The organism is Actinokineospora sp. HUAS TT18, assembly GCF_051364635.1.
Taxonomy (GTDB): Bacteria; Actinomycetota; Actinomycetes; order Mycobacteriales; family Pseudonocardiaceae; genus Actinokineospora.
In genome coordinates this window covers 162332-183380 of record NZ_CP195645.1, presented here as the reverse complement: position 1 = coordinate 183380, position 21049 = coordinate 162332, and the positions used below count along the sequence as shown (strand labels likewise).

Here is a 21049-nt window from a genome sequence, read left to right as displayed (position 1 = left end):
GTCAGCCGATCAGCAGCCGCAGGAGTAGAAGGTCACGTCCCAGTGGTTGACCTCGTCGTAGTAGATGTTGCCCGAGGCCGCGCGCCACTTGCTGCCGCCGATGTAGGTGAAGTTGTTGTGGATGTAGTTGCCGATGCCCGAGTACTTGGAGAAGTCCAGCTTGTAGCCGTTCCAGTGGCTGTAGGTGCCGCTGGCGTGCCCGGTCTCGGTGCCGCCGGTGATGTTGAGGGCACAGCCGCAGGCGCGCTTGAGGGTCTCGGCACCCTGGACGGTGGCGAGGTTGATCTGCTCGAACGAGGTGCAGGTCGAGTTGTAGCGGTTGCTGCAGTTGCCACTGGAGGACCAGGTGATCCCCGCGTCGCGGAACCGGGCAGCGGCCTGCGCGTGCGTGAGCTTGGTGACGAGGACGCTCATGGTGGTGGCACCCGAGGCGGGCGCGAACACCGGGTCCTTCCCAGCCACGGACTCGGCGGCGGCCGACCCGGCGCCGAGTAAGGAGCCGACGGTGACCACGACGGCCACGATGGCCGCGCGGATCGAGGACGAACGCATGGGCAGTGTCCTTTCCAAGGGCAGCCCGAAGGGACCCGGGAACTCCGGGCCTCGTCGGGACATGCGGCAACGGCGGAAACACTTCAACGCCAACGGACCTGGGTGGCACGGCGGGGACGGTCCGTGAGCGCCCGCTTCCAGAGTGGAGCGTAATGGGAAGCGGCTCCCAGGCCGATAGGACAAACGGATATTTCCCAACCGTCGGTCGGTTGTTATCCGCACCGCTCGTAGTGGGCGTGCACCGCGTTTTGGCCGGTGTAGTTGGGTCCGGCGGCCGGATCGGCACCGAGGTAGGTGAACGGAAAGTTGACGGCGGCCGGTCCTCGCTTGGACACCCGGCGCCTGCGGCCGTCGTAGTCGAACCCGGCTTCCCGCAGCGCGGCGAGCAGCGCCCGGCCGAGCGGCTTTCCGTTCGGACCACATACCGCGGCGGCGTCGAAGTCGGCGACGAGGAGGCCGCCGCCGGCGAGCCATGACGCCGCCCTGGCCAGCAGGCCGAGCCGGTCGCCGACGTAGTGCAAACCGTGCACGCAGGTGATCAGGTCGAATCGCTGATCGGTATGGAAGTGCGACAGGGAGGCCACACGAAGGTCGACGCCGGGCGGGGCGGGCCGGAAGAACTCCACAAGATCGACCCCGACCAGAGGAGCACCGCCGACCAGCCCGGCCGCATCTATCAACGCGCGGGCTTCGCCGCAGCACAGGTCGAGCCAGCCGTTGTTCCGCACCTCGGCGATCGGGTCGATGCCGAGTTCGCGGCGGTAGGACTCCAGCCCCCGGCCCCGGTTCATCGCGTTGTTGGCGACGACCGAGGAGGAAGCCAGTGTCGTGTCGTCGACGAGTGGGTCAAAGGGTGACGGTGTCACCGGTCTCCGCAGATTTGATCGCCGCCTCCAACGTGTCCACCAGATCCACCGACTCCGCCAACGGCACCGGCGCCTCACCACCGCGCACCCAAGCAGCGACAGCCTGGTAGAAGCCCACATAATCCCCAGCCAAAGTAGGCACCGACCGCACCCCGGAGTCCGTCACCAACTCCCCCCACTGCTCCGCCGGATACTCCCCAAACCCAGCATCCCCAGGCACCCGCCCCGCCACGGACTCCTTCTCCTGCGGGTCCAGCCCCCAACACCGATACCCCGCGTCCATCCCACTCACCATGAACCGAGGCGCTGCGGGCACCGTCACACTGCTCATCCGCAGATACGACTCCACTCCCCCACCATGCGTCAGCAGGATCGTCGCGTCGTTCGCCACCGGTGACGGCGTGGCCGAGCAGTACACCGACGACGGCCGACCGAACAGCGCGATCGCCTGGTCCACGACGTGGCTCCCCAGGTCGTACCGGATGTCCGCCATGTCCGCGGGGTCCTGGCTCGCCTTCCACGCCGTCCTGGCCGACCGCGAAGCCCGCTCGAACCGGGACTCGAACCGCGACACCGCCCCCAGCGTCCCGTCGGAGATCAACCCGCGCAACGTACGGAAGTCCCCGTCCCACCGCCGGTTCTGAAATACCGTCAGCATCCGACCAGAAGCCCGAGTCGACAGGTCCCGGATCTCCGCTCCCGTGGCGGCGACCGGCTTGTCGACCACCACGTGCAGCCCCGCGTCCAGCGCCGCCCCGGCCTGCTCGACGTGAAAGCGGTTCGGGGACGCGACGACCACCAGGTCGACCCCGGAAAGTTCCTCCACAGTGGACACAACGGCCACGTCCGGATACCGCGACACCACCGCGGCGGCGCGTTCGGCCGAGCTCGTCACCACCGACGTCAGGCACAGCCCGTCCGCCGCCTCGATGAACGGGGCGTGGAACGCCCGGCCAGCCAACCCGTACCCGATGACACCGACTTTGATCTCGTCCACAGGATCAGATCCTTCCAGCGATCGCTTCCTTACTGTCCCAGCGCCACGCCTGGACGGCCTGATAGACGCATAACATCGCCCACAGCTCCTGCCTGACACCATGCGGGTCCTGCGAGCGCAGCGCCACCGGGCCCGCGTCGAGCGCGTCGAACACCGACTCGAAACGCCAGCGGCCCTCGTGCAGGGCCACGAGTTCGTCGACCGGCGCGGCCTCCGGGTCGAGCAGCGTCGTGATCAACACCGAGTCCCCCGAACGGACCACGCGGATCGGGAACGACCGGGACAGCGCGTCGTGCTCGGGTAACAGCCTGGACAGGTAGGACTCGTCGGGCAGCACGCGCAGGCGGGGCAGGTCGACTGACTCGCACGGCCGCCACAGCAGGTGCACACCCTGTTCGGCGGCCGCCCGCCACAGTCCGTGGCCAAGGCCCGCCCGGTGCGACACCACGAGCGTGTCCGAGGAGACCGCGCCGATCAGCTCGGCGTCGAGTTCGTCGTCGCCCGCGCCGACCGCGACGTCGATCAGCGCGCCGTCGCCGTGCGCGGCGAGGGCGACCATCCGGACCTCGGCCTCGGTGAACGCGGCGAGGTTGGCCACCGTGTCCGGCACGTCCATCACCCCGCCGTCGAGGGTGCACACCCGAAGCCCGCGCCACCGCGGCGGACCGTCACCGGCGTCGACCGCGCGGCGCAGGAACAGCCTGCGCATGACCTCCGACCCCAACCGCTTGCGCGCCTTGGTGATCGACCCGGTGCTCGGCTCGGCGCGCTTGCCCGTGCTGACCCCGGCCCACCGCATCCCGGTCGTCAGCCGGGTGAGCACCGCGTCATAACCGGCGTTGCCGAACAGCCACATGGCGAGCGAGAAATACACCATCGTCCGCGCGGGCAGCGCCCTCGACCGCTGTTCCCGGACCCCGGCGGCATCGATCGCCGCGTCGACCTCCTCCGGGGGGAACGCCTTGATCAGCATCCCGATGGCGATGCGGTCGGACAAACGGTCGCGCGATGCTTTCGACGCGCGTGTTATCCCGCCCACTTATGGAACCTTTCCAGCCGTGTACCACTAAGGAAGTAGCCTATCCCGCCGAGGACGGCGTCGATTTGCCGGCGCCATGAATAGCACTGACCGGCCACGCCGCGCGATACCCCCCTGGGGAAAAGCGAATTGTGTTCGCCCTAAGCTCGGATTCGCACGGCTCCCGGGTCCCCATTCGGCGCAATCGGCATCCACAGTGCGAAGGAGTGTTCATTCATGATGCGAAAGTTCCTCGCGGGCGCATTCGCCGTCCTCGCCGCCGCGTCAGCGGCCGCCCCCGCCGCGGCCGCGCCGCGGGAGTCCGCGTACCTCGTGCTCACCGTATCCGGGTCGGACGAGCTCCTCCGGATCGGCTCGCTCCGCTGCGGCCCCAACGGCGGAAACCACCACTCGCCTGACGCGGCCTGCCACACCTTGGCGCAGGTCAACGGCGAGTTCCACCGCCTCAACGTCGCCCCGGACCGCGCGTGCACGCTGCAGTACGACCCGGTGCGCGTGACCGCGTCCGGCCGCTGGCACGGCAAGCGGGTTTCCTTCGAGGAGACCTACGGCAACCCCTGCGTCCTGGCGGTGACCACCGGCCCGGTGTTCGCCGTGTGACCCGCGGCGGTTCACCGGGACTTCAAGGCCGAGTCACCCATTCACCACATCGGTATCACCGGATCGAAGTACCGCAGGCAATCGCGTTACAGGTTGGCTCAAGAAATCCGGCGTGACCAACGCCACGTCGGATTGAAATTTCTATCGTCAGCGCCGAGCACGTCGCCCGGCGCCCAAGGCAATGCCCTGGAAGCACCCACAGTCGGAACCAACTATCAAGTCAAACGCGCAGATGTGAGCAAGAAATCCGCCACCTGGCGTACGCCTTTCAGGTGACAGCCGAACGAGTGAGGGTAGGTCCCGGATCGGCGTGCGCCCGGTAGGTTCTCGCGGGTGACAGGAGAGATCTGGTCGTTACCAAGCGGCAATGATCAGCCTGCCCGCCGTGGCGGTGTCGCCGATCTGGCCGAGGCCGAGGAGTTCCTCGAGCTGTTCCACGCCGAGAACCCGGGCGCCGGTCCGGTCAAGGACCGGATCCAGTGGGTTCGCGCCGAGGTCGAGCTGACCGGCACCTACCGCCACTCCGCGGCCGAGCTGGAGTTCGGCGCGCGGGTCGCCTGGCGCAACAGCGCCCGGTGCATCGGCAGGCTGTACTGGCGCAGCATGAAGGTCCGCGACCTGCGAGCGGTGCGCGCACCCGCGAAGGTCGCCGCGCACTGCCTGGAGCACCTGCGCCTGGCCACCAACGGCGGCAAGATCCGGCCGCTCATCAGCGTCTTCGCCCCGGACGCGCCGGACTCCCCCGCGCCGCGCATCTGGAACGAGCAGCTCATCCGCTACGCGGGCTACCGCCGCCCGGACGGCACCGTCCTCGGCGACCCCCGCTACGTCGAGTTCACCTCGGCGGTCTCCGACCTCGGCTGGGCTCCCCCGGGCGCCCCCGGCGCGTTCGACGTGCTCCCGCTGGTGGTCTCCGCCGCCGACAAGCCCCCGCACGTCCTGCCGCTGCCCGCCGACGTCGTGCACGAGGTCCACCTGAGCCACCCGCAACACCCGTGGTTCGCCGAGCTGGGCCTGCGCTGGCACGCGGTGCCCGCGATCAGCTCGATGCGCCTGTCCATCGGCGGCGTCGACTACCCGGCCGCGCCGTTCAACGGCTGGTACATGGGCACCGAGATCGGCGCGCGCAACTTCGCCGACGCCGACCGCTACGACATCCTGCAGACGGTCGCCGACCGGCTCGGCCTCGACACGTCGACCGAGACGAGCCTGTGGCGCGACCGCGCGCTGGTCGAGGTCAACGTCGCGGTCCTGCACTCCTTCGCCGCGGCGGGCGTCACGATCACCGACCACCACACCGAGTCGGCCCGCTTCCTCACCCACGTGGAGCGCGAGGAGAAGGCCGGGCGCAAGTGTCCGGCCGACTGGAGCTGGATCGTGCCGCCGATGTCGGGCGGCATCACCCCGGTGTTCCACCGCTACTACGACACCGAGCACCTCAAGCCGGAGTTCGTCGCCGACGACAGCGCTGTGCGCACCGGGACACTGGGCACGCCGCCGGTCTTCCCCGAGAAGAGCGGCTTCCCGGACAAGACCGACGGCGTGATCCCGTGGTCGCGACTGCGCAAGATGGCCCGTCAGGCGAAGGGCACCCACGCGAGCTGATTGAGGCCGCCCAGGTCGGTGACCATCATCCCGCCGCCGGACACTGTCCACAGCGCGCCGCCCGCCACCAGCGACCGGCGGATCTGGTTGCTGCCGTAGTCGCCGCCGGACGGGTGGCTGAGCCTGCCCGCCTCGGTCAGGCTGTCGCCGTTGAGCCGCAGGACCAGCGCGCCGGGGACGGACCGGCCGCCGAACGCGTCGACCACCGGGACGACGAGCAGCCCCTTCTCGGCCCAGTACAGGAACGCGTGCGGGTCGTTCTCGACCTCCGAGGACGCGCCCTTGAGCTGGAACTGGGTGACCACCTTGGCCTGTCCGCCCGAGATGTCGAACAGCGAGACCTGGGTGCCGGTGACCCGGCCCTGGTCGGTGGCGTCCTGGCCGACGCCGAGCAGCCGGTTCGCCGCGACCGGGTGCAGGTAGGCCGAGTAGCCGGTGATCTTCAGCTCGCCGGTGACCTTCGGCTTGGCCGGGTCGGCGAGGTCGACGGTGTAGAGCGGGTCGGTGCGCCGGAAGGTCACCACGTAGGCGGTGTCGCCGATGAACCGGACCGACTGGATGCGCTCGGTCTTGCCCAGCCCGTCGACCCGGCCGAGCTCGACGAGCTCCGCGCCGCGCCGGGTGAGCACCGCGAGCGAGCTCTCGGACTGCTGGGACTGGTCGCAGCAGCCGAAGTCACCCTTGGTGGTGGCGATGCGCAGGTTGCCTTTGTGCTCCGACAGCGAGTACTGGTTCAGCAGCGAGCCCATGACCGCGCCCGAGGCGAGGTAGACGGGCTTGCCCGCGACCGAGATGTCGAACTGGTGGACGGTCGTGTTCGTCTGCTGCTGGGGCAGGGGCTTGCCGCGCGCGTTCGCGGGCAGGATGCCCATGCGCGGGTTGCGGTCGTCGGCGATGTAGAGGCTGTTCGCGGTGCCGTAGACGGTGTCGCCGTCGGCCGCGAGCCCGACGCCGTCGCCGGTCCCGAGGTCGTTGCGCAGATCGAAGGTGAGCACGCTGAGCACCGACGTGCCGGTGTAGTCGGCCGCCCGGCTCAGCGCGGTGCAGTCGTAGAGCTGCCCTTCGGCACCGGAACCCGGGTTGTAGCGCGGGATCCAGTCCTGGATCTTGGACTTGCCGATGACGTCCCGGTTGCGCTTGAGCGCCTCGTCGTTGCTGATCCCCTGCTGCGGGAACACGAACGGCAGGCGAGGCGTCGACCGGATGACGATGCGCGCGACCGACCCGACCTGGCGGCCGTCGATGTAGGAACCGTCGACGGTCAGCGAGCCGGCGACGCGCGCGCCGCCCGCTAGGTCGACCCGGGTGAGCGTCAGCGTGCTGTTGTACGAACCCGGGTAGGCGGAGTCGTAGACGACGTCGTTGGGGTGGGAGGTGATCAGCACGTGGTCGCCGTCGAGCAGCATCGCCGACGGGGCGCCGGAAGGCAGCGCGAGCGTGGAGACGAGCTTGCGGGAGGCGACGTCGACGACGCGCAGCTGCCCGTCGAGGACGCTGACGATCCGCTTGCCGTCGGTCTTGACCAGGTCTGGCTCGTCGGCGGCGGACTCGTGGTTGTTGGTGCCCGAGTAGTCCTTGGCACTCTGGTTCTGCCGTGCCTCGGGCGCCGCGGCACCCGAGTCGGCGGAGGCGACCCCGCGTTCGAGCAGGTGCACGTCGCCGTCGAGGCCGTACGGCCCGACCTTGGCCATGGCGGCGGACTTGAGGTCGGCCAGGGCCTTGTCGCACGAGTCGAACGCCACCAGTCGGATGCCCGACGCCGGCGGGACCGGCGGCGGGTCGTCGGTCGGCCCGGACGCGCCGTTCCCCATGAAGTAGGCCGTGGTGATGACCGCGCCCCCGGCGACCGCGAGCGCCAGCGCGGCCACGCCGATCCGGGGAAGTCTTAAGTCGCTGCTCATGTCCACAGGACGGACTACCTACTCCCGTAGGTTGCACGGCGGATGCACAACTGTCAGTGTTTGAGCTTGAGCGGAACGTGGCGATCTACGTTAGTTTCTCCCCGAATGCGGTGAGTTCCCCCACAAATGCGCACGAACCCGCACATTCGGGATACTCTAGGCGCATGACTCTCGCGTTGGAGACCGTGCTCGCCAAGGCGGGCCTCAGGATCAACCCGGCCGAGTTCCTCGAGCTGGTCGAGGAAGCCGCCAGACGGCTGTCCCCCGCCACGCCGGACCCAGCCGACTACTTCTCCGCGGAGCAGCGCGACACCCTGACCGACGTCGGCCTCGACCTGACACCCCGGCGCCCGGACGAGGTCGACTCGCGCGCCCGCGCCGTGGCCGCCCAGGCCGTGCTGCGCGACTCGGCGCTGACCGTGGCCGACGCCGCCGAGGCCGTCAATGTCGATTCCAGCCGCATCCGCCACCGCCTCGCCGCGGGCAGGCTCGCGGGCTGGAAGGACCGCGGCGGCTGGCGGCTGCCCGCGTGGCAGTTCGCCCCGTCCGGCGTGCTGCCCGGCCTCGACGTGGTGCTGCGCGCGGTCCCGACCGACCAGCCGCCCCTGGTCGTCGCCGCGTTCATGACCACCCCCCAGCCCGACCTGAGGGTCAACGACGAACCGGCGACCCCCCGGCAGTGGCTGCTCGCGGGCGGCGACCCGACCAGGGTCGCGGCGCTGGCGTCGATGCTCGGCACCCCCGCGTAACCGCTTACCCCCGACGACTGGATCAACGCATCACATGTCACGGCTCCCCCAGCCGCCGGTTCCCGCTGCGCTGAAGACCCTGCTGCGCGTCGACGAGGACGTTGTCGCCATCCACAGCGGCACCCACCTGGTGCGTGTGTTCGCCGCGGCGGGCGCGCACCGGCAGCGGTGGAACTCCTTCCGCTACACCGGCCCGCTGCCGCACGCCCGCTTCGACCCGCACCCGGTGGACCGCCACGGCGGCCCGACCAGCGCCCCCGGCCACGGCGCGCTCTACTTCGGACTGACCGTGCGGACCAGCGTGGCGGAGGTGTTCCAGCAGACCTCGGTGGTCGACCGGACCACCCGCCGCCCGCACCTGGTGGTGTTCCGGCCGAAGCGCACGCTGCGCCTGCTCGACCTGTGCGGCCTGTGGCCGACGCGGGCGGGCGCGTCACAGGAGATCAGCAGCGGCAACAAGAGCGTCACCCAGGCGTGGGCGCGCGCCATCCGCGGGGCACACCCGGAACTCGACGGCGTCTGGTACAGATCGTCCATGGACAGCGGCGAACCGGCGATCTGCCTGTGGGACCCGCCCGCGCGCGGCGCCCTGCCGACGACGCCGGATCTGCTGCTGCCGCTGGACTACCCTGGTTTGGACCTGCCGCTGGCCCGCATCTGCGAAGAGCTCAATTACACGTTGCTGTAAAGGGGACCGCCGATGGATCTGCCTCGCCCGATCGGTTTCGTACTCGGCGGCGGCGGAAGCCTGGGCGCCATCCAGGTCGGCATGCTGCGCGCCCTGGCCGAGCGCGACATCGTGCCGGACCTCGTGGTGGGCACTTCGGTGGGCTCGCTCAACGGGGCGATGATCGCGATGGCGGGCGAGCCGCCGGTCCAGCTGCTCACCGACATCTGGTCGTCGATGACGCGGCAGGCGGTGTTCCCCGGCAGCCTGATCGGGCAGGTCAGGACGTTCCAGCGGACCAAGACGCACCTGTTCCCCAGCGACGGGCTGGCCGCGGTGATCGACACCGCGCTCGGCGCCGACGCCACGTTCGCCGACCTGCGGCTCCCGCTGGGGGTGGTGGCGATGGACGTGGCCACCGCGCAGCCGTGGCTGATGCGGTCGGGCCCGCTCCGGCCCGCGGTCCTGGCGAGCGCGGCGATCCCTGGCATCTACCCGCCGGTCGAGCACGACGGCAAGCTGCTCTACGACGGCGGCGTGGTGGCCAACGTGCCGCTGCGACAGGCGATCGCGATGGGCGCGAAGTCGTTGGTGGTGCTGGATTGCGCGTTCCCCGGCAGGCTGCCCGAGCAGCCGCAGACGATGGCGGAGATCGTGCTCTACACGGCGATGGTGACGATGCGCCAGCAGGCTGTGCTGGAGGCGCCGATGGTCGCCGGGGAGGTGCCGGTGGTCTACCTGCCCGGGCCGCCGCTGATCCGGGTCACGCCGCTGGACTTCACCCACACGCCCGAACTGATCGGCGAGTCCTATGTGGTCGCAAGCGCTTTCCTGCACGGGCTGGAAGTCGACGGCCCGGGGCTCTACGGCGCCCCGGGCCGGATCTGACTCACAGGTGCCTAGACCACCATTCGAGAACGGCGTCGAAGCGCTGCTTGCGGTGGCGCGGCTGGCCGGACCGGGTCAACTCGTGCCCTTCACCGGGGAACAGCAGCATCTCCGCGGGCACGCCGTTGCGGCGCAGCTTCACGAACATGCGCTGCGCCTGTTCGACCGGGCAGCGGTAGTCCTGCTCGGAGTGGGCGATCAGGAACGGCATGTCGATCTTGTCGGCGTGCGTCAGCGGGCTCATCTCGTGCTGCGACTCGGGATCGGCGCCGCAGTAGGAGTCGGCAAACCACCAGCCGATGTCCGACGCGCCGACGAAGGAGTCCCACACGTTGACCGCGCGCTCGCTCCACGCCGCCTTGAACCGGGGGCCGTGGTGCGCGGCCAGCCAACTGGTCATCCAGCCGCCGTAGGAGCCGCCCATGACGCCGACGCGCTTGGAGTCCAGGTCTGGGCGCTCGAGGGCGGCGTCCAGCACGGAGAGCACGTCGTCGACGTCCACGGTGCCCATGGCGCCGAGGATGGCGCGGCCGTGGTCCTGGCCGTAGCCCGCCGATCCGCGCGGGTTCGGCAGCACGACGGCGTACCCGGCCTCGGCGTACACCTGGGCCTCGTCGAACAGGCCCCAGCCGTAGTACATGAACGGGCCGCCGTGGATCGAGAGCAGCACCGGGTGCGGGCCGTCACCCTCGGGCAGCACGAGCCAGCCGTGGGTGGCGTAGCCGTCGGGGGCCGAGCCCTTGATCTCGATGAGCGGCCGGATCCCGCGTTCCCGCAGCGGCGCCGACAAGTCGGTCAGCCTGCGGGTCTCGTCGCCCGAGACGAGGACGACATCGCCCGCGCTGTCCCATGTGGACACAACGGCGACGGTCCGGTCGTCATCGGCGGCGAAACCCTTGACCTGGGCCAGTTCTCCGGTGATGAGCGTCAACTCGGCCAGCGGCGCGTCGGCCGCGCCGGGGGCGACGAGCCGCAGCTCCACCGCGCCCCGGTTGCGCACGGCGACCAGGATGCCGTCGGCGGTGACCACGGGCCTGCCCGAGGCCATGTCGCAGTCGACGGTCTCCGGGTCGGTCAGCCTGCGCGGTTCGCCGGGGACGCCGTCAAGCCGCAGCGGCACGGCCCAGAGGCCGTTGTTGTTGGCCACGGCGATCGAGCCGTCGAAGGACTCGCCGATGTAGACGACGATGTCGTCGGCGGTGACCACCGGGTGCGACACCGTGCCGGTGCTGCGCGCGACCAGGACCGGCGCGCCGCCGTCGGCGGGCACCGCGTACAAGTCACCGTGGATCGCGCCTTCGCCACCCCAGTCGCGGCGGGCACTGACGAGCACGTGCGTTCCCGACGGCGTCCACCCGGGCTCCGCGGGCTCGGCGAACCCCTCGGTCACCACGCGCGGCACGGTATCCGGGTCGGCGGTGTCCACGATGAACAGTTGGGTGGGCCGGTCGAGGACGTAGCCCGCGTCGTCTTGGCGGTAGTCCACCCGGGTGATCCACCGCGGCGCCTCGGACTGCGGCTCGACGGACGCGTCGGTGCCGTAGCGGCCCGCGTCGGGAATCCGCGCGGTGAAAGCGATCCGCCGAGAATCGGGCGCCCAGACCGGGGCGCCGGCGCCGAGCGGGAGATCGGTCACCGCCCGCGCGTCACCACCGTCGACCGGCATCACGTAGACCTGCGGCTTGCTCCCCTGCCGGTCCACGCGCAGAAAAGCGACCGTCGTCCCGTCCGGCGAGATGGCCGGAGCCATGTCCCGAAACCCGTGGGTGAAGTCGTGGGCGGCGGCGCCGTCGAGGGGAACACGGCGAAGGCCGCCCCGATAGGCGTTCATGCCGATGTCCGGTGTGGAGACGCCGACTAGCAGCAACTCCCCACGCATGGCAGGCGCACCTGGCGCCGCCAGCAGCTCGATGTCCTCTGGGCGCACTCGCTGACCGTACCGGACGGTTAGCGAGCTTCAGGACCGTCGATTATTCCCATTAGTTGACGGATAAAATGTGTAGCACCGCTCTGACCAGGCATTATGGCGTTTGCGATCAGGCCAGGCCGTCCTCAGGCCGTCTCAACCGATATGGGGTTCGAGGTCGGGGGAAAAATCTTGTCTGACGCCGCGCGCGCCCGCTGGTGACTAGTCGGAACGAGGTGCGTATAAACCTTCAGGGTGTACCCGGGGTCCGTATGGCCCAGGTACTCCGACACCTCCTTGATCGACACCCCGTCAGCCAGCCAGTTTGACGCGCAGAGATGCCGCATGGCGTGCATGCCGTCGCGGCTCTTGGCGATGGTGAAACCGGCCCGCTTGATCGCGGGATGCCAGATCTCGCTATTGATGGTGTGCTGCCGCCATACGCTGCCTGTATATGGGTTGGTGTAATGGCGACGCCCGTCCAACTGCTTGCTTATCAGCATGGTCACCGTCGTGGGCTCACCATCGGGCCTATGCCACGGCAGGGTCAATCGTTGCGGTTCGTAATCAATCATGTACTGATCGATTGCTTCGAGAACGCCTGCCCCGATAGGAACCGCTCGGGTCTTCCCACGCTTAGGCAGGGAGAACACCGGTTGCCCCTCCACCCAGCGGATCTGCCGTTGGATGTTGGCGACCATCGCTTCCCGGTCGATGTCATCCGGGCTGAACGCGAAGATCTCCATCTGACGCAGCGCCAGGCCGCCACCGAGCTTGGTGATGATCTGGTGGCGTTCAGGCAGGGCGAGCTGCACGGAGAACAGCTTGGAGAGCGTCCACGGCACGAGCTTGCGCTCCTCAACGATCGGCCGCTTGACGCTCTTGGCCTTGCAGGGGTTGTCGCGGATCTTCCTGTCCTCAACCGCGCCCGTCAGGATCGCGGACAAGAGATCGAACGTCGATGCCCGGGTTGAACTCGCATGGTCACGCTTGCCCATCCAGGCAAGCCAATCGCGGATCGTCGCGGTTTGCTCCACCTCCCGGAGTGTCCTGTCCCCAAAGAAGGGCCAGACAAGCCCGTTGAGCCTGCCTTCAACAGAGTCGACCGTGGCAGGGTGCTGTGACTGTCCCTTTCTCCAGCTCGTGACATAGGCGCGCAGCGTCATGTCAGCGGCATCGGGGTCAACGTAGGTGCCGGTGAGCAGATCGGTCTGCACCTTGGCAAGGAACGCTTTGGCCCGGTCGAGCTTCTTGTCTGGAAAGGCCTCGGACTTCTCCTGTGTGCCGACGTAGTACTTGACCTTGTAGCGCATCCCCTTGCCGTAGAGGTCTGTTCGTTCTCGAACCGGCCGGCCCGAGGCAGTGAAGACGAACTTGCCGTTCTCGTCCTTCTTGTTGCGGTACCAGCGGTCTTGAACGTGTCCAGCCATGACGATCTCCATTCCGGTTCGGGTTGCTGAAAGTCCTAGGCAGCAAGGTCAGTGCCGTTCTCGATCCAGTCGATGACGTCGGCCGGTTGGTAGCGGACGTGTTTGCCCATGCGCTTGAAGGCCGGGCCGATGCCCTTATGTCGCCACTCGCGCAGGGTCTTCGGGGGCAGTTTCAGGAACGCCGCCAAGTCGTCGGTGTCCCAGAGCGGCGCCCAGTTCGCTTCGTGGTGCGTGGTCATTCGAGGTCCCCCCTCGGTCAGTCAGGCCGCCATCGGTGGAGTTGCTGAAACTTCGGGCAGGCCCGCGCCGCCGTCTGGTGTTGGTGGTGGGTCTGCCATGGCCAGCCGCGCCCGGTCGTACTCGGCGCGCCAGGTGATGCGTTCGGCGATGGAGCGCATGAGCAGGTGCGCCCGTGGTGGCGCGTTGCGGTCCCCGGGCTGGACGGTGCGCCACACGAACCTGTCCGGGGCCGGGGTGTCTTTGACGATGCCCACAGCGGCCAGGGCGCCACGGACGAACCCGACCCGGTCCGTCTTGTGTTCGGCGACGGTCTTGCCGGACCACTTGCGCGACACCAGCACCCGCCGACCGGGCAGCCCGAGCGTGGTGCGTCGGTGCGCGCGTCCCTTGCAGTGGCCCGGGGTGGTCCGCGACGTCACGCCCAGGGGTTGGATGCCGTAGAGCAGCCAGACCGCACACCGAGGCGAACACGGGGTCACCGCCAGCTCAGCGTGTAGCCGGTCGTGGTGTTCGGCGTGAGCGGGACTGGTGGAAGCGATGACCTCACCGGTGGACTTGGTGAGGTACTTGGTCAGGTAGCCGATGTGTCGCCCGGACTCCCCAGTGCCGCCCAGGATGCCCTTGGAGTGGACCTGTTCGCCGAACCGGGCTACGTGCGCGGGCTCGTCCACCAGGTCCAGCGCGTCCGCCCAGGAGGTCAACGCGACCCCGCTGTCAGGGTCGGTGAACGCCTCCCGGGTCGCGTCCCACACCGGTAGGTGCTTGCCGCCGTAGACCAGCTCGTCATGGTTGGGCCACCACACCTGCAGGTAGGTCGCGGCCGTCACTTGGCGGATGACGTCGTGCGGGATGGAACCGCGCAACGCGGTGTGCAGGTGCGGCGCAGCCCGCTTCTGCGGTTCCACGGTGGCGAAGTACTGAACGTCCCAGCCCACGACGCGACGCAGGTTCTGGTACCAGCGGTCGACCAGGGAGGCGAAGTGCACCGCATCCCGAGCCGCCCGCCGATAGTCATAGGTGACCGGGTCGACCGGCACACCCTCGCGGACCGGGCCGTAGGTATCGCAGGTCAAGGTGACGAACATCGAGGGCCGGTAGCGCCCCGCGTACTCGCGGCCGACGGTGCGCTTCTCCACCTTCTTACGCGGCAGGTTCGGCGCGTCCTGGCGCCGCTTCGTCGACCGCACCGGAGCCCGCGTAGCCACAGCGTCGGGCGAGGGCAGACGGCCACGGACCCCGAGATCCCGCAGTTCGCCATCAACCGAGGCGATCTCATCGCGCAGCTCGTCCGCCTCACCGTCCGCGCCCTCACCGACCGCCGTTTGGTACGCGGTGACCAGGGTGGCGCGGTACTCCATCAGCCCCACCTGATCCACGGTCGGGGCCAGGCGGGTGATGTCAGGTTCGGTCTCGCGGTGCCAACCCTCCCGGCACTGCGTCATCCGTAACCGGCGTGCTTTCGCCGCGCAGGTGGGACACACCGACTCCACCGTCGACCCGCAATCCTTGGCGACGTAGGTCAGCTCACCGGTCACCGTGTCGCCGCGTTCCATTACGAACGGCCGCACACACGCCCCGTGCTTCTCCGCCGCCGCCCGCAACACCTCAGCCGACAGCGGCGCCACCGTCTTCCCGACCGGACCAGGCACCACCAGGGATTCCGGGGAGTAAGCCGCGGTGACTTCCGCCTGTTCTTGCTGGTCAACGGCGCGTGCCGTGTCGGTCGTGGTCATGGGGTCACCTCTGTGCGGGCTGCTGCCCACGCGTAGAGCTGGGCGAGGTCGACGCGGTCTCGCTGCCCAAGGTCGAGGCCCAAGCTGGGCGCGTACTGGGTTGAGGCGAAGACCTGAACCGGGGTGCCATCGGTGAGCCCGCCCCGGACGTAGAGGTGCATGGTGTGCGCGTCCTCGTCCTCGTGGCGCCATGCCTCACAGCTCACCCAGTTCAAGGTGTCCGCCCACGCGAGAAGCTGCGCCGCGAGCACGGCCGGGTGGTGCCCACTGGTGAGCTGAAAGGTGACGGGGCAGGCGCCGGTCACGGCCGGGTGATAGGAGGTGACCAGCACCGGGGCCGGGAGATCGGTGAACACGTCGAGGTGCTCACCGACCGCCGCGAACACCGCCGCCATGGCAGCCATGTCGATCCGGTGATCGGTCAGGGTGTCAGTCGTGTTGTCGGTCGTGGTGCTCATGCCGCCGTACCTCCATCGTTGGTGGTGTCGCCAGAGTTGTTGTCAGGGAAGGGAATGACCGTGGCCGACGAGTTGGCGACGTAGTGGACAAGCTCGGTCAGGTTGGTGTCGGTCGGATAGAACGCGCGAGCCCGAACGGGAGCCCGTTTGCCGTCCTCTTTGATCCACGCGACACCGGGGGTGGACTCCGGGATCTCGTGTGCGTTGGCCCCGCGTGCCCGGACACCGTCGCCAAGGACCATGTCGACCTGCACCGCCTCGTCCAGGCGCAGCGCGATCTTGGTGCCGAACAGGTTGCGGAACGGCACGATCTCCTTGCGCGGGTCCTGCACCAGCGCCAGCACCGCCACACCGGGAGCGCGGCCCTGAGAGGTGATGGTCTGCAGCGCGGCCTGTGCGCGTTCCCGCAGCCGCTTGTCGGTCTGATAGGCGATTACGTCGGCCAGCTCGTCCACGATCAGCAACAGGAACGGCTCACCCGACGACAGCGACCAGGACCGCAGCACACCCCGGAATCGGGCCGCCCGCGCCCGCACCTCTTCCGCGAGCTCTTCGAGCAGTTCGACCGCCGCAACGCCGTTGTCATAAACGACCTTGGTGAATAGCTCCGGGGCCTGCCCCAACTCCATACCACCCTTGGGGTCGATCCCGTAGACCTTGACCGCCCCGGACCGCAGCATCGATGCCAGCGCCCACAACACCGCCCACAACACCGAGCCCTTACCGGCACCCTGAACCCCAACGGCAAGGGTCTGTCCACCTTGGAGCCGCAGCGTCCACGGCTTACCAGTCTCCGTGCGACCGACCACGACCTTGCGCAGGTCCACGGGCTTGCCGTCACCGTCAGGCAACGCGGGCGCGGGGAGCACAGCGGCCAACGGGTCGGAGTGGATCAGATCCAGCTCGATCACACCCGGCTTGACCACCCGCACCCGACACGACGAGGCGCGAAACGAGTGCGCCAACCCCGACGCGTGCGCCTCCCACTGCTCAGGCGCCTGCCCCTTGATCATGCGAACGCGGACCTTGTCCCGCCACCCCTCCGACCGCGTACGCCGCAACCGAGGTAGGTGTTCCTTGCCCCGCGCGGCGCCAGTCAGGTTCGACAGGCGCATGACACTGCGCCACTGTTGCGTGTAGACGGTCACACGACGGAACTCCGTGCGCACCCACCGGACACGCCGGTAGAAGCTGTCCCGCCCACGCAGCCACCAGACGAACCCAGCGACCCCGAGCGCGAGCACCAGGCCGCCGAGCCACCACCGGCCACCCACCGCGTACACGACCGCCGCGAACAGCCCGAGCGTGACCGTGGTCGGGTAGTACCAGCACAACCGGCCGAGCTTGAGCAGGCCCCACACCAGCAGGCCCACCAGGACCACCGGGGCCAGGACCAGCTTGACCTTGCCCGGCAGCATCGTCCACCACGGCAGCCGAGGCCGCGCCACCTCCAGGGGTGCCGGGTCGACCCACCGGGAACCCTTGCCCCCGTTCACCAGCCACCCCGCGAATCGGCATCGCCCGACCGCCGAATTACAGGGAACTCCAACGCCAACGCCCCAGAGCACTTGGCGCACTCGGTATCCCCCGGCAGCAGCCGAGCGAACTTCTTGCACGCCTTGCAGCGCGTTCGGGTGACCCCACTTGCGGGGGCAATCCCCTTGTGCCATATGCTTTCCATGTCTGATCCCCTTGGATTGGACCTCAGGCACAGAAGCGGTAGCCGCCAAGCATAAGCCGCTTCTGTGTCTCTTCTTTTGTTGCAGCGCAACAAGGGCGCGCGGAATCGCCGCACGACCCCTGTGCGTCCCTCTGTCTAATCTGGACTTACGAGCGTGACGAGTGCACTATCGAACCGTCTCTCCTCCTCCGGTACTGCGGCCCACCGGCCAGCCACAATGCGGCCAACAACACCTCCGTCGGGTCACACCCGTACGCCTCGCATATGTCCACGAACAGGCCGATCTTGGGTTCCCGTTCGCCGTGCTCAAACCGGGACAACTGCGTCCGGTTGGCCAGCACACCCCGAGTCGACATCCGCTCGGCGGCCTCAACCAACGTCAAGCCCAGGCGCAACCGCGCCCGCTTCAACTCCGAACCCAACGCCGCAGCGCGATCACCGACGCCCCGATCCACTGCCGCCCTCACCCCCACTCACCCCGCTCCGAGATGTCCGACGCGGACCCCTCCGACCGCTCGATCCGGTCGATCAGCCAGGACACGACCGGCGCGCCCAACAGAAGACACAGCAGGAACGCCAACGCGAACAACTCGAACGCGCTCATCTCGACACCTCAACCGCGGAGCCAGTACCCAGCACGGCCGCTTCATCCGCTTTCGCCTGCTTACGCGCCTCCCGCGCCTGCGCCTCACGAAGCCCTTTCTCCGCCTTCTCGGCATTCGCGGCCTCGATCCCCGCCCACGCGATGGCTTCGTGATAGTGGTGCCGGTCTACCAACGCCACCTCCCGATACACCCGCTCCGCACGACGATGGAAGGTCACCAGCACCGAGTACGACGACCCAGGCCCCGGCATCTCCCGCCCCAACACCTCATTGGCCTCAGCCAACGTCCGAACCGACGGCCGAACCATCACGCACCCCCATTCCGCCGCCGAGGCGAAACCGACCGCACGCCCACCGCCGCGTTCGCTTTGGCATTCCACTCCCGCGATTGATGTTCGAACGTCTCGGCAGCCGAGTGCACAGCCGCAAGCACCCACCACGGCAGAAACGGGGTATCGGCGATCTCCCGCCACAGCGCCGCCACGTCCCACGACGCCAACGCCAACGCATGCGCCGCGCCGCGATCGTCGGCCCCAGCCCGAGTGACTTCCTCCGAAGCGTGTTCGTACGCTCGGTACGCGGCCTGCCAACGCCCGTCAAGGTCATCCGACACGTTCACGCACAACACCTCTCCCTGCGGGCCGAAGAAAGCCCAGCCGGCCGCCCCGGACACACCCGAGGGCACATCCAGGGCCGCACCGGCTGGAATCTCAAACGCCGCGCTCACTCGTTACCTCACGCGGCCTTGTTGGCGGACTCGGACTTCCCCTGCTCCTGCGCGGCCGAGGTCTTCTGCTGACCACGACCACCCGTCGCGCCCGCCGCTCGGAATCCAGACGCCCGGAACACGTACGACTGGTACTTGAACTCCCCGTTGCCGGCGATACGCGGTTCAGCGGTCAAGCCGTCCAGCTCGATCGGACGCATCCCCGGCAGCGCTTCCGCCGTGGTTGGCACCGGCTGAACCGGAGCCAGGAAGGTGATCACGAACGAAGCCCGCTTCGCGTTCTGCTCGTTCGGGTCCGTCACCGTTGCTTTCCACTGCCGCAGACCCGTCACCTCGTCCAACCGCTGCCGCACCGGCCGACCGCCCGCACGGTCCTCCCGCGACTGAAACTCGTTGTCCGGCGCCACCTCACCGACCAACACCAACCCCTGCGGGAAGGCTTCCGCGAACTCGATCGGGAACCGGTGCCCCTTGGAAATCGCCATGATCTTGACCTCTCATCCGGTGCCCCACTGGGCCTGTCGCCCTGCCTGGGCCTCTGGTTGCGAGGGGGCATCGCCCCTCGTCAACCCATCGTATACGTAGCTTCGTATACGCACAAGTCTTGCGTATACGCAGGCTGCTACGCTGCCCATGCAACGTCCCCAGCACCACGGCGGACAGACCTTGACTTCGAAGGGATCGGGGAACATGGCGGAGCCCGCATACGTCTCAATCTCAGGCGCGTACGCCCGACGCATCCGCAGCGGAGATCTCGCGCCCGGGACCCAACTGCCGAGCCACGCTGAGATCGCCAAGCAGCACGGCGTCTCCGACATCGTCGTGCGGAAGGCCATCGAGCTGCTGCGGAGTCAGGGTCTCGTCCGGCCCGTTCGTCGGCGCGGCATCTTCGTGGCAGATCGTCCGAACCTCGTTCGGATCTCGCCGGAACGTCAGATGCAGAGTCCCGAAGTCACTTTCAGCACTGAATCCGAGCAGTCGATTGCCGTCGATCGGGAAACCGAGCAGATCGCGGCCACGGACGAGCTTGCGGAGACGTTCGGCGTTTCAACCGGGGATGAACTCACCCGCGTTGTTACGCGCGTCTCCGATGGCGGAAAGCCTATCTCGATCTCAGACACGTACCAGCGTGCGGACACTACAGGCGTTGCCGACGCGGCAGTCCTTGAGGAGACGCTTGCCGATCAACTGCCAACCCAGGCGCACGCTGAGTGGCTGCGCACAACTCCTGGCAGCCTCGTCAAGACCGTTCATCAACAATTCTTCGCGGCCGACGGTCGGGTAGTCATGGTTTCCGACATTTCATACCCGCAGGATCGTTACGACGCGTTCGTATTCCGAATGGACCTTACTTCCGGCGCCTAGGGTTCGGAATCGGCCAGGTCTGGGCTCAACGGTCATATTGGTTAGGTTGAGCCCAGTCCACTAACGGCGAACCCAGCCCTCTACCACGTCTGCCAGATTCCACCACGACACATGCTGTGCGTCCTCTGACTCTCGTTTCCATCCGGCCGACAGGGCTTCAAAGAAGGCGTCATCACCGGTCATTCCGCCCTGCCGCTGGCCGACGAAGACCATACGTTGTCCGCCCGACTTCTCGAACGCGGCAAGAGCTTCCGATGCCATCGGAGTGCCCCAGCCGGGCGGCCAGCACAGCATCAGCACGTTATCCGACAGATCAGATGCACTCGCCTCGAACTCGCCAAGATCCCCGACGTGGTGCCACACGTCAATCTGCCCGGTCGTGCACGGAAAAGAGACGTTCTCTGCTCTATCTGGCGGCATCGAGTCGTACGCTTCAACTTTCAAGCCCGCGCGGGCTAGTTGTGCCGCCCAGTAGCCTCTGCCGGCCCCAAGTTCGACAACTGTCCGGCCCGCGCAGAACTCGGAAACCCATTCCATAGTTTCCGGCGATGGGATTGCATACGCGTAGATGGCTTGCAAGATCGTCTGGCCGTAAGCCATTCGAGCGCTACCGTCTGGCATGCCGCCATTTACCACTCGGCGACCCTCATGCTCGCCCACAAATGGCGCAACGATGTCCCAGTACGGATTTGGACTCTCCGCGTTGCCGCCCGTCACGTAGTTTACAAACCGCAGGTCAAACGCTGCGTCTATTCGAGCGTCACCTGTCCCTGGCAATCGCAGAGCGACATCCAAATAGTCGTCAACCATTGGGTACTCAGCTCGAAGACGTTCGTCATCGTTTAGCAACGCGGTCAGCACCCTACGGCGTTCGTCCGTCAAGACCAGCTCAACCATGTATCCGATCCTTGCAGACCTTCGCTGTCATCGCATCGCCCCAAACGAGCGAGAAGCTACCGAGGCCACCCATGTTTGACTGGTCATTCATGGTCGGGTCCAGGCCCCGGTCGGCGAGGCGTACCTCATAGCTGGCTTGTTACA

The 21049-nt window shown here is 68.0% G+C and carries 23 protein-coding genes; 6 read left to right on the top strand and 17 right to left on the bottom strand.

Features of this window, described 5'->3' with window-relative positions; genetic code table 11:
• Positions 1–9 precede the first annotated feature (9 nt).
• The 4 genes from ACSHT8_RS00915 to ACSHT8_RS00900 form a co-directional block, all read right to left on the bottom strand.
• Positions 10–552, bottom strand: a complete 543-nt coding sequence (locus ACSHT8_RS00915; RefSeq protein ID WP_436496742.1) for a hypothetical protein — start codon at positions 550–552, stop codon at positions 10–12.
• A 212-nt stretch (positions 553–764) separates the two neighbouring features.
• Positions 765–1418 carry a class I SAM-dependent methyltransferase gene (locus tag ACSHT8_RS00910; protein WP_436496740.1) on the bottom strand — a complete coding sequence of 218 codons (654 nt, stop codon included), beginning with the start codon at positions 1416–1418 and terminating at the stop codon, positions 765–767.
• Positions 1399–2415, bottom strand: a complete 1017-nt coding sequence (locus ACSHT8_RS00905; protein ID WP_436496738.1) for a Gfo/Idh/MocA family oxidoreductase — start codon at positions 2413–2415, stop codon at positions 1399–1401. Before ACSHT8_RS00905 ends, ACSHT8_RS00910 begins: the two co-directional genes overlap by 20 nt.
• Before the next feature lie 4 nt (positions 2416–2419).
• The gene (locus ACSHT8_RS00900) at positions 2420–3412 is read right to left on the bottom strand and encodes a transposase domain-containing protein (RefSeq protein WP_436496736.1); all 993 of its coding nucleotides are present in this window, start codon (positions 3410–3412) and stop codon (positions 2420–2422) included.
• Between the two features lie 258 nt (positions 3413–3670).
• Here ACSHT8_RS00900 and ACSHT8_RS00895 point away from each other — a divergent pair, with 258 nt between their 5' ends.
• Positions 3671–4054, top strand: a complete 384-nt coding sequence (locus ACSHT8_RS00895; RefSeq protein WP_436496734.1) for an SSI family serine proteinase inhibitor — start codon at positions 3671–3673, stop codon at positions 4052–4054.
• 345 nt (positions 4055–4399) lie between these two features.
• On the top strand, positions 4400–5659 hold the full coding sequence (locus ACSHT8_RS00890) for a nitric oxide synthase oxygenase (protein WP_436501951.1): 1260 nt from the start codon (positions 4400–4402) through the stop codon (positions 5657–5659).
• On the opposite strand, the gene ACSHT8_RS00885 is transcribed toward ACSHT8_RS00890, so the two are convergent.
• Positions 5632–7560: a beta-propeller domain-containing protein gene (locus ACSHT8_RS00885; RefSeq protein WP_436496732.1), complete on the bottom strand. Its 1929-nt coding sequence runs from the start codon at positions 7558–7560 to the stop codon at positions 5632–5634. The two genes, ACSHT8_RS00890 and ACSHT8_RS00885, sit on opposite strands and share 28 nt — an antisense overlap.
• 164 nt (positions 7561–7724) lie before the next feature.
• On the opposite strand from ACSHT8_RS00885, the gene ACSHT8_RS00880 reads away from it, so the two are divergent.
• The 3 genes from ACSHT8_RS00880 to ACSHT8_RS00870 are packed head-to-tail and all read left to right on the top strand — an operon-like array spanning position 7725 to position 9864.
• Positions 7725–8309 (top strand): DNA-binding protein, encoded by a 585-nt coding sequence (locus tag ACSHT8_RS00880; RefSeq protein ID WP_436496730.1) that lies wholly within the window; start codon positions 7725–7727, stop codon positions 8307–8309.
• 34 nt (positions 8310–8343) lie between these two features.
• Positions 8344–8997, top strand: coding sequence for an RES family NAD+ phosphorylase (locus ACSHT8_RS00875; protein ID WP_436496728.1), 654 nt, complete (start codon positions 8344–8346; stop codon positions 8995–8997).
• A 12-nt stretch (positions 8998–9009) separates the two neighbouring features.
• Entirely contained in the window at positions 9010–9864 is an 855-nt protein-coding gene (locus ACSHT8_RS00870) for a patatin-like phospholipase family protein (protein WP_436496726.1), read from the top strand.
• A gap of 1 nt (position 9865) precedes the next feature.
• Here the strand turns inward: ACSHT8_RS00870 and ACSHT8_RS00865 are convergent, their stop codons facing one another.
• The 11 genes from ACSHT8_RS00865 to ACSHT8_RS00815 all read right to left on the bottom strand — a co-directional run bounded on the left by ACSHT8_RS00865 (position 9866) and on the right by ACSHT8_RS00815 (position 19128).
• Positions 9866–11791, bottom strand: coding sequence for a S9 family peptidase (locus ACSHT8_RS00865; RefSeq protein ID WP_436496724.1), 1926 nt, complete (start codon positions 11789–11791; stop codon positions 9866–9868).
• A 125-nt stretch (positions 11792–11916) separates the two neighbouring features.
• Positions 11917–13200, bottom strand: a complete 1284-nt coding sequence (locus tag ACSHT8_RS00860) for a tyrosine-type recombinase/integrase (RefSeq protein WP_436496723.1) — start codon at positions 13198–13200, stop codon at positions 11917–11919.
• 35 nt (positions 13201–13235) lie between these two features.
• Positions 13236–13439 carry a helix-turn-helix domain-containing protein gene (locus ACSHT8_RS00855; RefSeq protein ID WP_436496722.1) on the bottom strand — a complete coding sequence of 68 codons (204 nt, stop codon included), beginning with the start codon at positions 13437–13439 and terminating at the stop codon, positions 13236–13238.
• Between the two features lie 21 nt (positions 13440–13460).
• Entirely contained in the window at positions 13461–15173 is a 1713-nt protein-coding gene (locus tag ACSHT8_RS00850; protein ID WP_436496720.1) for a replication initiator, read from the bottom strand.
• The gene (locus tag ACSHT8_RS00845) at positions 15170–15631 is read right to left on the bottom strand and encodes a hypothetical protein (protein WP_436496718.1); all 462 of its coding nucleotides are present in this window, start codon (positions 15629–15631) and stop codon (positions 15170–15172) included. Before ACSHT8_RS00845 ends, ACSHT8_RS00850 begins: the two co-directional genes overlap by 4 nt.
• Positions 15628–17127, bottom strand: a complete 1500-nt coding sequence (locus ACSHT8_RS00840; protein WP_436496716.1) for an FtsK/SpoIIIE domain-containing protein — start codon at positions 17125–17127, stop codon at positions 15628–15630. Before ACSHT8_RS00840 ends, ACSHT8_RS00845 begins: the two co-directional genes overlap by 4 nt.
• 331 nt (positions 17128–17458) lie before the next feature.
• Complete coding sequence (locus ACSHT8_RS00835) at positions 17459–17767, bottom strand: helix-turn-helix domain-containing protein (RefSeq protein WP_436492169.1); 309 nt, start codon at positions 17765–17767, stop codon at positions 17459–17461.
• Positions 17768–17775: 8 nt separating this feature from the next.
• On the bottom strand, positions 17776–17916 hold the full coding sequence (locus ACSHT8_RS00830; protein WP_436492168.1) for a hypothetical protein: 141 nt from the start codon (positions 17914–17916) through the stop codon (positions 17776–17778).
• The gene (locus tag ACSHT8_RS00825) at positions 17913–18200 is read right to left on the bottom strand and encodes an AMED_5909 family protein (protein ID WP_436496714.1); all 288 of its coding nucleotides are present in this window, start codon (positions 18198–18200) and stop codon (positions 17913–17915) included. The genes ACSHT8_RS00830 and ACSHT8_RS00825 overlap by 4 nt, the downstream gene beginning before the upstream one ends.
• A gap of 23 nt (positions 18201–18223) precedes the next feature.
• On the bottom strand, positions 18224–18535 hold the full coding sequence (locus ACSHT8_RS00820; protein ID WP_436496712.1) for a hypothetical protein: 312 nt from the start codon (positions 18533–18535) through the stop codon (positions 18224–18226).
• Between the two features lie 116 nt (positions 18536–18651).
• The gene (locus ACSHT8_RS00815; protein WP_436496710.1) at positions 18652–19128 is read right to left on the bottom strand and encodes a hypothetical protein; all 477 of its coding nucleotides are present in this window, start codon (positions 19126–19128) and stop codon (positions 18652–18654) included.
• A gap of 205 nt (positions 19129–19333) precedes the next feature.
• On the opposite strand from ACSHT8_RS00815, the gene ACSHT8_RS00810 reads away from it, so the two are divergent.
• Entirely contained in the window at positions 19334–20008 is a 675-nt protein-coding gene (locus tag ACSHT8_RS00810) for a GntR family transcriptional regulator (RefSeq protein ID WP_436496708.1), read from the top strand.
• Between the two features lie 60 nt (positions 20009–20068).
• On the opposite strand, the gene ACSHT8_RS00805 is transcribed toward ACSHT8_RS00810, so the two are convergent.
• Positions 20069–20905 (bottom strand): hypothetical protein, encoded by an 837-nt coding sequence (locus tag ACSHT8_RS00805; protein ID WP_436496706.1) that lies wholly within the window; start codon positions 20903–20905, stop codon positions 20069–20071.
• Positions 20906–21049: the final 144 nt, after the last annotated feature.